Here is a 14,154-nt window from a genome sequence, read left to right on the forward strand (position 1 = left end):
TCCGGCAGCACAAAGGGATTCAGGAACTCCGTGTTGCTCGTAAGGGTCACCTTCAGCGCTCCGGCCTCGCCCTTCTTCGTCGTGATCATCACGGCGCCGTTCGCCGCCTCCGAACCGTACAGGGCCGCAGCCGCAGCGCCCGTCAGCACCGAGATTGACTCGATATCCTCCGGGTTGATGTCGGCGATCGACTCCGTAGCACCGCGCGAATCGAACTCCGTGCCGCCTCCGCCGCCGAAGTTGTACATCGGAATACCGTCGATGACATACAGCGCGTTCGACGACTGCGAGATGGACTTGTTACCGCGCAGAACCACCTTCGTGGCACCGCCCACGCCCGACGACGAGGCGTTGATGGTCACGCCCGCCACCTTACCCGAGAGCGAATTCATGAAGTTGGCATCCTTGACCAGCGTGATGTCCGAAGCCTCGACCTGCTGGACATTGTACGAGAGGGCCTTCTCCTGACGCTTGATGCCGAGGGCCGTCACCACGACCGACTCAATCTCCGAGGTCGATTCCCGGAGCGTCACCGCGAACGACGTCCGCGTACCGACCGGCACCGCGGCCGTTTCGTAGCCCAGATAGCTCACCTCGAAGGTCTGCGCGGCGGCCGGAGCGGGAACCTCCAGCGTGAAGCGCCCCTCGGCATCGGTCGAAACACCCAGCGTGGTGCCCCGCACGATGACCGAGGCGCCGATAATCGGCTGCCCCTTGGCATCGGTCACGCGGCCCGAGACCGTCACCGGACGCTCTTTCGAGGTATTTGCACGCCGGAACAACAGAATATTGGTTCCTTCGACCGTATAGGAGATATCCGTTCCGCGGACCATCTCATCGAGGGCTTTCTTCAGGGGTTCGTTCTCAACATGGACCGAGACCGGGAGATTGGTATTCACATCGTCATCGATGCCGAACAGATAGCGGGTCTGACGTTCGATGGCACTGATGACCTGTTCCATTTTCACCCCATTTCCCCGAATGGTAACCCGCACATTCTGTGCATGAAGGGAGGATAGAGGGAACAGCAGGGCCGGAACGAACAAAAGAATAGACAGACGGATTTGCTGAATAATCTTTTTATTCATACTTTTGTGTGTTAAGGTTCAAGTAAAAATCGGTTAGTATTTTGATTGAACTGCGGCCTGCGGGTGGTGCAACACCTGCAGGTTTTTTATGTCAATCAAAAAATTGGAGGAATCTGGTTCTATATAAGTTTCATAGGCTGTTCAGTTTTGGCATTTGACATAAATGAATAAATTACGCTATCTTATTTGATAATGATCTTATTTTCGAGATCGTTGTATTCATAGGTAAAATCCGACGAGCGCTGCAGAATGCGAAGGATGTGGTCCAAGCCTTCCGAGGTGCGGATTTTCAGCCGTTTGTACCTGACATCGGGCAACTTAGTTCTTTGAATCTCGATTTCGACGTCGAAATACCTCCTTAATTTGTCAATAATCTGCTCAAAATTGTCGCCTCCGAACGAAATAATACCATCGGTCCAAAGATAGTCGTCCCGGTCATTCAGTTCTCCAAGGTACAAGTGCCCGTTCCGCAGGTTGACGATCGTGTTGGGCTCCATCAGAATTTCCTCATCGTTTATTTTGTTCCGAACAGCGACGCTGCCCTCAAACAATGCAGTCGAAAATTCCTGCGTATCCTTGTCTGCTATCACGTTGAAGTGCGTACCACGTACCTCGACATCGCAGGCATAGGTCTCAACAATGAAAGGTTGCGATGCATCGTGCGCAACCTCAAACATAGCTTCACCCTCCAGTCGGACGCGACGCTCTTTCCCGATGAAAAGCGCTGGATAGGAAATTTTACTTTTTGAGTTAAGCTCAACGGTAGTGCCATCATGCAACGTCAAACGGACATGTTGACCGACCGGAGATTCAATTGTAGTTGGGGTCCCGAGCATTTGTGTCAATTGGGACGTGAAGAATAGATAACATCCTCCAATAACGAGTAGCAGAGAAGCCGCAATTCCCATGGTTTGGCGGATTGCCCGTGAATGGGTGATTCGATACCATAGATTGGTATCAGCTTCGGGAACGGAGTCCGGTTCAGTCATAATACTGATGATGAACTTTTCATGAACCTCGTTCATGTATTTTTGGTGTTCCTCGGGATTGGCATCCAGCCAGGCGGCAATCCGGTCAGTTTCGTCGTTCGTGGTCTCACCGAGGAAAAACTTGAACAGCAAAGTGTCTGATATCTCAATCTTATTCATCATACCGATTCTTTTGCAAACTATCTTTTTAAGGCTTTAATTTATTAATCCCCTCTATTATTAAATATCCACGAGCAGGGTGAATTCGTACCCTATTACACAAATAAATATTTTTATTAAATTATAGATTTTTCTTAATTTTATAACACACTGATTACTATATAAATATATAAACATTTCACTTGGTCGTTTTTTAATATTTTTTTTCTATCTTTGCTCTACAAGCAGAGGGAGAAGTATGCAAGAAATTGTATCGGAGAAATTGACGCAAGAATCATTCGAACAATCTTTTCATCGGTATGAAAAGAAATTGTGTCGAATCGCATACTCTTACCTGCGCGATCAAGATGCAGCACGAGACGCTGTGAACGAAATTTTTACGGCTGCATGGCGCCATCGTGAGTATATCGAAATCAAAACATTCGAAGCATATTTATACCAGTCGGTAAAAAACGAGTGCCTGAAATATCGACGGAACAAGGAACTTAAAAAGGCAGTGTACGATAAAATTCTGATGAAGGAGCGGTGCGTAATGGATTACTATACGCGTACCATCGAATGCTGTAACCCAAACGAATTGTTCTGTGAAGAGATTATGGAGATATGCCGCAAACAAATTGCCCGTATGCCTGAACTACGGCGTCAGATTCTTACGGCGAACAAGTTCGAGGGTATGAGTTACAAGGAAATAGCGGATAGGAACGGAATCACAACAACACGAGTCGACAATGAACTGCGCAAGGCATTAAATACCTTACGGCTTTCCTTGAAAGATTACCTGACGATTCTTGTCTTTTTATTTCTAAACATAAAGCATTAAAAGAGCGTTACCTTCGTAACGCTCTTTTCTTTTTTCTTCTTTTAAGTTGCTGTTGTTGTTCTTCGTAGGCTTGCACGTCCGCCAATTCCGTAATTGCATCCAACGGATGAATAGATGGCCCCGGCCGAAAAGATTCTTTTGAGGAAGACCTCTCCTGTTCCGAGGATTCCCGAGAAACTTCCCTACCCGTCTCTTCGGTATGGAACTGCTGTTCGAAGGCGTTGGCCGCGAAGCTCCACCCCAACAGGGAGCCGTTGGCTACGATTCCCTGCTCATGGTCGATAAAGGTTACACCATAGACCCGTCCTGCAGCATTGAGGCGGAATACTGCATCAACGCCCTTGTCGTGCAGCCGCTCACAGAACTCCGCCCGGTTTGAGTACCGCGCCATGCCATCCGCAATCTTTTCCCGCAACCCGTCAAGTGCTCCGGGCTCTTTCAAGGCTGTTTTCGAACGCTCGTAGTAGCGTTGCAGAGCCTCATATCCGACATCTTTCCCAATCCGGCTCGACTTGAACGGCGTTCCGATGCCATAACCGTCGTCAGTCAGCGCGCCGTAAATCATTCCGGCATAATCACGTCCTTCGATGGTTCCGGTCCGTTCCTCGGCCGAGACATTGAAGGCTTCAAGCAGCGTCCGCCACTCGCCAAAAGAGGCGCACCGGTAATGCCGCAGGCACGACCTTACGGTGGAGGAGACCTGTTGCTTGACATCGCCCTTCTGATAATCCACCTTGCGCAATCCCTCCCGGTCCTGCAGCTCCTGGCCTTTGATGCTCGGGTGAAGTCCGTATTTTCGCTCGAGGTCCCGCAGGATCGACATCGAACGATCATACTCGTGCGAGTCGGAGATCTTCCGGCCCGTCGAATCGACCCTTAATGAGACAATGTGCAGATGTTCACGCGCAATGTCGCCGTGTTTGAAGACAATGTAGGGTTGTTCGCCGTAGCCCATCCGCTCCATGTATTCGTGGGCGATCTCGCCCAGTTGCTCATCGGTCAGACGGTCCTCGGGCGAGAGGTTTAGCGAGACGTGGAAAACCGTGTTGGTCGTTCGCCGGTTAGCCTGGAGAAAGGGTTCGAAGCTGGCCATGCACCGTTCGTGGCTCATGCGACCAGCGGTATCGAACGGATTAAGCATCCGATTCCAGAAGAGCACCTCGGCCTGCCCCCGGTTAACCTTCTCCTCGTTGTAGCGGACAGCTCCGCCGACGGTTGCTCCCGTCCTTATATTCGCAACCATCCTTCGGCCTGTTTGGTAAGATTCAGAATCTCGATACTCAACGCTTTCAACTCGCGGGTATGCTGTTCCAACGCAGCGATCTGGCGGGGAATCGAGACATTGGAGAAGTGGCTGTTGATGGCTTTGACTACCTGATTATAGTTGTTCCCGACGCGCTGAAACTGGAAGTAAAGGTCATTGAGTCGTGTCAGAAACTCCACCTTTGAAGGGTCACGGCGGATGACTTCGAAGCGCTCGGCAAAGAGTCGTTTGACGATGAACCGGCTGCGATTGTGCTCCAATCCGGCGGCTGCAAGCATCTGCCGGAAGCGGATCTCCTGCTCCTCGTTGAGACGGAACGAGTATTTGTAACTCGGAGTTTGAGATTGGGGGTTGTGTTTTCGCTGACGAGTCATTCGATGGAAGATTTGGGGTTCGACTTGGGAGAACACCGCCCGCCTCGCAGAGCGAGCGTTTTTGTCGGACAAACCGCCGGTTGTCGGACAAAAACACAGCTCGCTCCCGTCAGGCGACGGGTACAGTTCCGGCATTCGCAGAGGACAATTCCTCTCTCGAAAAAGCATCTCCGAAACAAAAAATCTCGGGCGGATTCTCTGCTGCAATATTACGAGGATCTTCAGGGATTAAAAAGCGTCCTTGTCGGCCATGCGAGGCCTCCGAAGGACATCGGGAATCAACCCCCGAAAACTGCATTACCTTGCGGGCAAACGTCCAACAATCCATCCATGAAACTGCTATTGTATTTGTTCATTGATCCTGCTTTTCAGGATTTCGGGAACAGCTTCCGTCATCTGTTCCTTCACGATGAAATGCTTCCCTTTGTTCGTGCCGGACCTTATTCCTGAATTCACGAACTCGGGAGTTCGTGCGTGAACGCACTCTTGAACATACTTGTTAAATCGCGCCTTCCTGAAGAAACAAACTATGGAAAACACACCTGTAAGCATTGCCGTATGCAATCAAAAAGGCGGCGTCGGAAAGAACATTATGTCTTGAAAATCATATCAATACCTTGCATATTCTCACCGTTTGGGAGGAATCCTTCGTTTGTATGATCTTTTTCGGGAATCTTCTACTGTGATGCTCCGGCACCCCGGGCAGAACATCTCCGAAATCGCTGAGGCCGCGGGCTTCGTCTCGCCCAGCCATTTCACACGGATCTTCAAGGCTCGGGAGGGCGTTTCACCCTCCAACTGGCGCAAGACACAGGGCGGAGAGAGCTCCCTTTCGTAACTCCGACCGGCCTCTGACGGCCTCGAATTTTTGCCTAAACAACAATTTTTCTTGCCTAAACAACAAAATCCGCGGCCGAGATTTTCCAGTTTCGTTTTTTCTGTTAATTTTGTTCTCGAACTCTTCGGTCCGAAGCCATGCTTCCCTTCAAGCAAAATCCCCTTGCTGTACGTTCGCCCTTCGGAAGCGAAAGGGTGACGTGCGTCCGGATCCGAATCTCCCCCCCCCCACAAAAAAATCATAACTGACGCCTCCGCGTCAACTCCGCCATGCCCGAATCCCCTCGATCCGGGCCGGGGGTGTTTTGTCCCTGCAGCAACCCGAACAAATCTTTTGAAAACCATGAATAGATTGCTGACCCTATTGTTTGCGTTGGGCCTCCTCGCGGGTCCGACCTTCGGCCAGACGGCAGACAACCCCTCCGACCCTGCCCCGGCCGAGTATACCTTCCGCTTCGTGGCGGGTGACGACATGTTCTACATCCCGTGGAACGGCAACGGCGAAGAGCTCGACCGCCTGCTCGCCTGCATCGCGCAAAACAAGGCCGCCATCACGGAGGGCTCGGTTCCCGTTCTGGTCGACGGCTACTGCACCTCGCAGCCCTCGGAGGCCGAAAACCTCGCCTTGGCCAAGACGCGTTCGAACCGCGTGAAAACGGAGATGATCCTGCGTGGCGGGCTCACCGAGGCCTGCTTCCGGACGCAGAACCATGCCGACAAAGGCAACTTCGTCACCGTGCGCCTCGTCATCCCCGCCACTCCGTCGGAGGCCGAGCTTGCAGCCCGCCGCGCTGCCGAGGAGGCCGAAGCCGAGCGTCTGGAGGCTGCGAAGCGCGCCGAAGAAGAGCGCCTTGCTGCCGAACGAGCCGCCGAAGAGGCACACCGGGCCGCCAACCAAACCGAGACGGTCCCGCCCGTGTTGGAGGAGGCCCGAGCCGAAGAGCCCGAGAAGACCGAGTGCTGCGCCATGGGCCTCTCCCTGCGTGCCAACCTGCTGCGCTGGGCCACCCTGACACCCGATTTAGGACTTGAATGGCGCATCTGCCCGTCGTGGGGCATTGCCGTAAACGGCTCGTGGACTTCATGGAGCTGGAGCGACAAAGACCGCCGCTATGCACTCTGGGAAGTGGCTCCGGAAGTGCGTTACTACATGGGCGAGAAGAAAGCCTGGTATCTGGGTGCGATGTTCAAGGCCGGACAGTTCAACTACAAGCTCTCCGAAACAGGCAAGCAGGGCGACCTGATGGGTGGCGGCATCACTGCCGGCTACCGGCTGCGGCTGAACAAGGCATTAGATCTTGATTTCAACCTCGGCTTGGGCTACCTGAATGCCGACTATGAGAAATATGAAGTCATCGACGGTGTGCGCGTGCGCCGTGGCAACGAGACAAAGGACTGGTGGGGCCCCATCAATGCCGGTGTGACATTGGTATGGAAGTTATTCTAACTCGGAGGAATCGAATATGAAAGCAAGACAATATATAAATATGATGGGAATGGCAGCCGCCGTGCTGCTCTCTTCCTGCGTGAAGGACACGCTTTATGACACGCCGCATCCCGACTACGGGAAGATTGCGGTGACAGCCGACTGGTCGGCCCGCGGTGAGGGCATCGACATACCTGCCACATGGACGGTCACCATGGGTGACTATACGGGTACGGAGACTTCCGCCACCCATGCCCCCGACCATCTGTTTGCTCCGGGAAGCTACACCCTTGCGGTGTGGAACCCGGCTGAAGGAATCACGGTAAGCGGTACCACCGCCACCATTGCCGCAGCCACGGGAAACCGGGCAGGCACGGATGCCTTTGTGAACAATGCTCCGGGATGGTTCTTCACCTATACGGAACAGGTGAGCATCGAAAAAGACAAGGACTATCCGCTGACCGCCGCGATGAAGCAGCAGGTACGCGAGCTGACGCTTGTCGTCGAGCCGACAGGTGATGCCGCCGGACGCATCACGGAGATTGTTGCCCATCTGACGGGTGCAGCCGGAACACTCGACTTCGCAACCGATACCTACGGAGCCGCTTCGAACGTCGTGCTGCCCTTCACCAAGATAACCGAAGGTGATGATGCCGGCAAGTGGAAAGCCACGGTGCGGCTGCTGGGTGTGACCGGCACGGAACAGCTGCTGACGGGCGAAATCCGCTATGCTGACGGCAACCCGACCCCCACCACGCTGAAAAGCGACCTTACGGAAGCTCTCGCGGCCTTCAACACCGGAAAGGGCGAATCGCTGACCCTCGGCGGAACGCTGGTTGAGACTCCCGAAGGCATGGAAGTGGACGGAGCCGGAATTACCGGCTGGGAAGAAGTGAAAGGTGATGATGTAAACGCCGATTTGTAACTAATAAAATGACAGATATAATGAAGACAAGATTTTTTGCACTTGCGGCGCTCGCCCTCGCACTGGCAGCCTGCAATAACGACAACGAGAACCTGAACGATGATTCCGTGGCCGCAGTGATTAACGCTGAAATCTCAGATGCCGTATCCACCCGCGCCAGCGGAACCGCCTGGGCGGAACGTGACGAGATAGGCATCTCCGAAAGCCGCTTCGGCTACACCAACGTGCCATACCGGTGGGAAAGCGGGAAGTTCACACCGACAGGAACCATTATCTTCTTCCAAGATGATGACCCGACCACCTTCTCCGCCTACTATCCTTACGATGCGGACGGTGGGACACTGACCGCCACCACCGATGCCACGGCGCAGCAGAACCAGCCCGCCATGGACTTCCTCTATGCCACCGGTGCCACTGCCAGTACGCACAATCCTGAAGTGAACTTTACCGACGACACTGATGCAGGCGGCAAGGACTGTTCCTTCCACCACTGCATGAGTCAGATTACGCTCACCTTCAAGGCAGGAAGCGGCGTGGACTTCAATACCGTCAAACCCACCGGCTACACACTCTCCGGACTGGTGCTGGAGGGCAGCTTCGACACCACCACCGGCACGGCAGAAACGGATGCGAACGCACAGACAGCCGACCTTACAATGGAACTGGACGGCGTACTCACCTCGTCGGTCATCCTCTTCCCGCAGTCAACGACAAGTATCGAACTGAGCGTGAACTACAACAGCCAGCCCTACACCGCCACGCTCACCATTCCCGAAGGCACACTGAAGGCAGGCAACAACTACACCTACACCGTCACCGTCCGCAACAAGGACTTAACCGTCAGCTCAGCCACTATCAGCGACTGGAACCCGGTGAACGGCGGCAATGTGAACGCAGACCTTTAAGTATATCATTCCTAAAAGACTAAGAATATGAACAACAGACTTCCATTGCATATACTGTCCGCAGCAACCGTCCTGCTTTTTGCAGCGACTGCCTGCACACAGGACGAACTGGCCGACGACAACCGTCTGCCCGAAGGCGAATATCCCGTAGTCATCCGTGCCACCGGACTGTCCGTAGAGGCAACTCCGCAGGCAGCCCCATCCACCCGTGCCACCGTGGACGGCGACTGGCAGGGCGTACAGACCGTGGCACTCAAGATGGGCGACGCGGTAAAGGAATACACCGTAACGGCTACGGATGCCGACGGATACAAGAGCGCCACGCTCTCATGCGAGAACGACCCGCACTACTGGACCAGCCGCGACCCGATTACCGTATCGGCATGGTGGCCCCTCGATGATACAGACATCACACGGATGCCTGCCGTGAAGGTGGCGGCTGACCAAAGCAAGTTGGCAGACTTCCAGAACAGCGACTTTATCTCTGCTGAAAACCAGACGGTAAAATTTGACGACCCGAAACTCACCTTTACCCACCGCACGGCACGCGTGGCAATCGAACTGAAACCCGGTACGGGATTCACGAGTGTGGACGGTGCCACGGTGAGCCTCGTGAGCTTGTCCGCCGATAACGGCAACCCGACCGCCATCCAGACCTACCACGCAAGCGGCAACAACTACGAGGCACTGACCGCCCCGCAGACCGTTGCGAAAGGCGAGCCGTTCATCCGCGTGGAACTTGGCGGCGGCAACTTCTACTTCCGCCCGCAGAACGACGTCGTGCTGGAGGCGGGCAACCGCTATACCTACACCGTCAAGGTGAACGCCACCGGCCTGACGCTGGCAGGCTGTGAAATCGGCAAATGGGACGACGGCGGCGGCGAGAGCGGCGCAGCCGAGGATTTGGGCTACAACTACGACACCACCACCAAGACCTACACGGTCTATAACGCAGACGGCCTGCTGGCATGGGCGGAAGCCGCAAAGAGTGATCTCAGCTTCAACTGCACCCTGACTGCCGACATCGACCTGACGGGCAAGAAGTGGACACCGATAGGTAAAGGCACCACTTCTGAATCCGGTTACCAAGGCACCTTCGACGGACAGGGACACCGCATCACGGGGCTGGCCATCACTACGGACAATCCGCAGGGTGAGAGTGCTGCGTTGTTCGGCGGTATCGGCGGCAACGGCGAGGTGAAGAACCTGCAACTGGTGGATGTGGACTACGATGTGCGGCAAAACGGTGTGGCCGGTGGCATAGCGTGGAGCAACTTCGGCACCCTCACCGCCTGCTCCGTAACGGGAGATATTTCTGCAACAGGAGGATATGTCGGCGGCATTGCGTCTTCCAACTTCGGTAGCATTATTGGCTGTTGGTTCGATGGAAATTTAACGTCAGGCATTGGTAATGGCGGAATCGCTGCTCTCAACTATAGCACCATCACCGCCTGCTATTATGGTCAGAATGGGTATCCCGGAGTAGCAATTAACGATGGCACCGATGATACGCATCGAATAGACTCCGGCGACTCCTGGCAGCCAGCCGTCGATGGCATGAACGCCGCCCTCACCGGCAACGACTGGGCACTCGGTACCGACGGTCTGCCCGTACTGCAAAAGAAACAATAACAACCCCTAAACAACACGCATCATGAAACGAACAACCATTCATATATCCGCAGCCCTCGCCCTGCTGCTCGGCTTTGCCGCCTGCACGCAGGACGAAGCGGGCTTCCTGCCGGAAGGGGCGGAAGGCACACCCGTCGTCTTCACCGCCACGGGGCTGAACCCCGCCGCGACAGCCACCGCCGGTACCCGTGCCCCGGTGGACGGGAACTGGGAGGGCGTGCAGAGCGTGGCAGTCCTGATGGACGGCACGGTGAAGGCGTACGACGTGACGCCCTCCACCTCCGACAACACCGGCGCCACGCTGACCTCCACCGACCCGCACTACTGGACCAACCACGATAACATCACCGTCACGGCGTGGTGGCCCTACACCGCTGGCGAGACAACCCCGCCTGCCGTGAAGGTAGCTGCCGACCAAAGTGCCCGGAAAGACTTCGAGGGCAGCGACCTCATCGTAGCCGAGGAACAGACGGTGAGCTACGGCAACCCCACACTCCGCTTCACCCACGGCACGGCACGGGTCACCGTCGTTCTGACGGACTATACCGAGGAGCAGATGTTCGTGCGGCTGACAGGCCTCTCCACCGAGAATGGAAACCCGGCTGTAATCGCCCCGTATGACAAGGGCGGTGACACCTACACCGCCCTCGTCGCCCCGCAGACGGTGGCAACGGGCACAGCCTTCATCACCTGCAAATTCACCAATGGCAAGGTCTTCGTCTATAAGATGAAGAACGATACCGACTGGCAGGCGGGCAAGGAATATACCTACACCGTCTCCCTCGCCGCGGCATACCCCGGCTATACAGACGACGGCAACGGCAACTACACCGTGACCTCCGCCGAGGGTCTGAAGAACATCGCCGAATTAGTGAACGGAGGTAAGACCGACATTAACATTACCCTCGACAAAAACATTGACCTCACAGGCAAAGAGTGGACGCCGATAGGCACTGAAAGCCAATCTTACACCGGCACCTTCGACGGCGGCAACCATACCATCACGGGGCTGACCATCAATCAGTCGGCAACGAGTAACGTAGGGCTGTTCGCCTCCATCGCCGAAGGCGGCACGGTGAAGAACCTGACGCTGAAGGATGTGAATATAACAGCCGATTCCAATGCAGGTGCCATAGCGGGAGAGAATAGGGGTACCATTGAGAATTGCTCGGTATCGGGCAGCGTGACAAGTTCGTCAAATAATAGCTATGTAGGCGGCATAACAGGATGGAATTACAGAGGAACCATCACTGACTGCCACTCTTCCGCCACGGTGGAAGGCAAGGCCTATGTCGGCGGTATAGCAGGACAAAGCGATGCCACTATCACCGCCTGCTACTCCACGGGCAGCGTCACCGCGACAAAGAACAATACTACGGGTTATTCCTTTGCCGGAGGCGTGGTGGGATACAATAACGGAGCTGTCCTTATCGCCTGCTATGCTACAGGCTCTGTCTCCGGAGGAGGCGACTTTGTAGGCGGCGTGGTGGGAAGCAATGAGAATGGCACCCTCACCGCCTGCTATCACGCTACGGGCAAGGTCTCCGGAGCATCAGGAAGCACAGGCGGCGTGGTGGGGCGAAATCTCCAGAACATCGGTTTTACCACTATCGTCACCGCCTGCTACTGGGGAGACAACGGCCAGGAACAAGGCATCGGTTACAATCAGGCAGGTACCGGCGAAACCACGATGGTTACGGACGGCGACTGGCAGAATGCCGTTACACAGATGAACGCCGCCCTGCAAAGTGCAGGCTCAGAGTGGCAGTACGAACTCACCGGAGCATTGCCAACATTGAAGAAACAGTAAACTGTCGGGCGGGAAAAGTTCCGCCCGTAACGAAAGATAACTGAAGTATAACCCCAAAAGAAAAGAACTCCCATTCCGGGCGGGAGTATTGTGCCCGGTAACATCATACAGACACCGCAGCCCGCTACCGTAAGGTCAGTGGGCTGCATTTCTTACACCTGCGCACCCCAATAGCGGCAGTTGCTTTTTTCTGAAAAAACGATTACTTTTAGGTCGTAAAAGAGCACAAGGCAAGTAAGATGTAATTCGATGCGATTGTGAAGACGCCTAATCGGTGGACAACGTTTTGCAATCGCGTATCCTGCTGATAATCTTTCCGGTGTGGGCGAATGTTCATTTCCCCTACGGACAATTCCTCTTCTGAAAAAGCATCTCCGAAACGAAAAATCACGGGTGGATTCTCCGCTGCAATATTACGAGGATCTTCAGGGATTAAAAAGTGCGGTTGTCGGCCATGAGAGGCCTCCGGAGGACATCGGGAATCAACCCCCGAAAACTGCATTACCTTGCAGGCAAACGTCCAACAATCCATCCATGAAACTGCTATTGTATTTGTTCATTGATCCTGTTTTTCAGGATTGCGGGAACAGCTTCCGTCATCTGTTCCTTCGCGATGAGATGCTTCCCTTTGTTCGTGCCGGACCTTATTCCTGAATTCACGAACTCGGGAGTTCGTGCGTGAACGCACTCTTGAACAAACTTGTTAAATCGCGCCTTCCTGAAGAAACAAACTATGGAAAACACACCTGTAAGCATTGCCGTATGCAATCAAAAAGGCGGAGTCGGAAAATCAACCTTCACCGTTCTGCTTGCCAGTCATCTCCACTATACCTTGCAGCGGGACGTGCTGGTGGTCGACTGCGACTATCCCCAATGGTCGATCTACAATCAACGCTCCCGCGAGTTGGAGATCCTCAATTTGAGCGATTATTACAAACTGATGGTCGCCCGTCAGTTCAAGGGAACCGATCGGAAATTCTGGCCTATCGTCAGCAGCACGCCTTCCGATGCCCTTGAGAAGACGGCGCGACAACTGCAAAGCGATTATCATCCGCAGATTATCCTCTACGATTTGCCCGGAACAGTCAATACCGAAGGGGTGCTGCAGATCCTCTCCTCGCTGGAAGCCCTTTTCATCCCGATCAAGGCAGACAAGGTCGTGCTGGAGAGTTCGCTCTCCTTTGCCCGTAGTCTTTATAACGGCATGGTTTGTAATGACCATCTCCGTCTGCGCAGCCTTCACCTCTTTTGGACGATGGTCGATCGCCGCGAGCGAACCCCGCTCTATGAACGCTATGAGGCGATCATCCGTCAGCTTCATCTGCCTGTTCTGAAGACACAGATTCCCTACCGGTCAAAATTCAACAAGGAACTTTTGGCTGACGGCACGGGAATCGGACGTTCGACGCTGCTAGCTCCGGAACGGACCTTTGCCCGCGAAGCGCAGATCGAGAACCTTGCGGTCGAGATTCTTTCGATTCTTCAAATTTCATGAATATGGCCCGCAAGAACAAAGTGGAAGTCGACGAAGAGGCCATGCGCCGAATGATCGCGGGGTTGGTTCCGCAAACCGTGGATGTAGTGCAACCGGAGCAACCCCCGGATGAACCGCCTGCGGAAACCTCGCCACCCACCTCCGAAGAGCGCACTACGGGGCATTCAACCGAATCGCGCCGACGGAGGACGGTGGTCGTCCCCGAATTCGAGCCGACCTTCATGTCGCTGTTGGATATACATATTCGGGGAGCCCTCTATGTCAGTCTCGAGACCAAGCGCAAGATTCTCGAGGTCGTCAAAAAGATCGGAGGCGAGCGCATGACCGCCACCTCCTATGTTGAACAAATTCTGCGGCAGCATCTCGACCTCTACAAGGAGGAGATCAACCGCATCTACAAGGAACGAAGTACCAAAGATCTTTTATAGCC

General features: G+C 54.5%; 12 protein-coding genes. 8 read left to right on the plus strand and 4 right to left on the minus strand.

Features of this window, described 5'->3' with window-relative positions; genetic code table 11:
* A partial coding sequence (locus B5G09_RS06940) for a SusC/RagA family TonB-linked outer membrane protein (protein WP_241147603.1) occupies nt 1–962 on the minus strand: 962 nt, incomplete at its 3' end.
* Between the two features lie 308 nt (nt 963–1,270).
* Complete coding sequence (locus tag B5G09_RS06945) at nt 1,271–2,236, minus strand: FecR family protein (protein WP_087404757.1); 966 nt, start codon at nt 2,234–2,236, stop codon at nt 1,271–1,273.
* Between the two features lie 238 nt (nt 2,237–2,474).
* Between B5G09_RS06945 and B5G09_RS06950 the strand changes: the two genes are divergently transcribed.
* On the plus strand, nt 2,475–3,056 hold the full coding sequence (locus B5G09_RS06950) for an RNA polymerase sigma-70 factor (protein ID WP_087404610.1): 582 nt from the start codon (nt 2,475–2,477) through the stop codon (nt 3,054–3,056).
* A gap of 7 nt (nt 3,057–3,063) precedes the next feature.
* On the opposite strand, the gene mobB is transcribed toward B5G09_RS06950, so the two are convergent.
* Both mobB and B5G09_RS06960 read right to left on the minus strand, forming a co-directional pair.
* Nucleotides 3,064–4,299, minus strand: a complete 1,236-nt coding sequence (gene mobB, locus B5G09_RS06955) for a conjugal transfer protein MobB (protein WP_087404611.1) — start codon at nt 4,297–4,299, stop codon at nt 3,064–3,066.
* Nucleotides 4,284–4,694: a mobilization protein gene (locus B5G09_RS06960; RefSeq protein WP_087404758.1), complete on the minus strand. Its 411-nt coding sequence runs from the start codon at nt 4,692–4,694 to the stop codon at nt 4,284–4,286. Before B5G09_RS06960 ends, mobB begins: the two co-directional genes overlap by 16 nt.
* A gap of 1,180 nt (nt 4,695–5,874) precedes the next feature.
* Between B5G09_RS06960 and B5G09_RS06975 the strand changes: the two genes are divergently transcribed.
* The 7 genes from B5G09_RS06975 to B5G09_RS07005 all read left to right on the plus strand — a co-directional run bounded on the left by B5G09_RS06975 (nt 5,875) and on the right by B5G09_RS07005 (nt 14,152).
* A complete protein-coding gene (locus tag B5G09_RS06975; RefSeq protein WP_087404613.1) occupies nt 5,875–6,978 on the plus strand; it encodes a DUF3575 domain-containing protein in 1,104 nt (367 codons plus the stop codon).
* 16 nt (nt 6,979–6,994) lie between these two features.
* Entirely contained in the window at nt 6,995–7,882 is an 888-nt protein-coding gene (locus B5G09_RS06980) for a FimB/Mfa2 family fimbrial subunit (RefSeq protein WP_087404614.1), read from the plus strand.
* 20 nt (nt 7,883–7,902) lie between these two features.
* Nucleotides 7,903–8,787, plus strand: a complete 885-nt coding sequence (locus tag B5G09_RS06985) for a fimbrillin family protein (protein WP_087404615.1) — start codon at nt 7,903–7,905, stop codon at nt 8,785–8,787.
* A gap of 27 nt (nt 8,788–8,814) precedes the next feature.
* Nucleotides 8,815–10,419 carry a fimbrillin family protein gene (locus tag B5G09_RS06990; protein WP_087404616.1) on the plus strand — a complete coding sequence of 535 codons (1,605 nt, stop codon included), beginning with the start codon at nt 8,815–8,817 and terminating at the stop codon, nt 10,417–10,419.
* Nucleotides 10,420–10,441: 22 nt separating this feature from the next.
* Nucleotides 10,442–12,229, plus strand: coding sequence for a fimbrillin family protein (locus tag B5G09_RS06995; RefSeq protein WP_087309044.1), 1,788 nt, complete (start codon nt 10,442–10,444; stop codon nt 12,227–12,229).
* A gap of 733 nt (nt 12,230–12,962) precedes the next feature.
* Nucleotides 12,963–13,724, plus strand: coding sequence for a ParA family protein (locus tag B5G09_RS07000; protein ID WP_087309042.1), 762 nt, complete (start codon nt 12,963–12,965; stop codon nt 13,722–13,724).
* A gap of 2 nt (nt 13,725–13,726) precedes the next feature.
* Complete coding sequence (locus B5G09_RS07005) at nt 13,727–14,152, plus strand: DUF3408 domain-containing protein (RefSeq protein ID WP_087404617.1); 426 nt, start codon at nt 13,727–13,729, stop codon at nt 14,150–14,152.
* The last annotated feature ends 2 nt before the right edge of the window (nt 14,153–14,154 follow it).

Origin of the sequence: Alistipes sp. An54 (genome assembly GCF_002159375.1) — a bacterium.
Taxonomy (GTDB): domain Bacteria; phylum Bacteroidota; class Bacteroidia; order Bacteroidales; family Rikenellaceae; genus Alistipes; species Alistipes megaguti.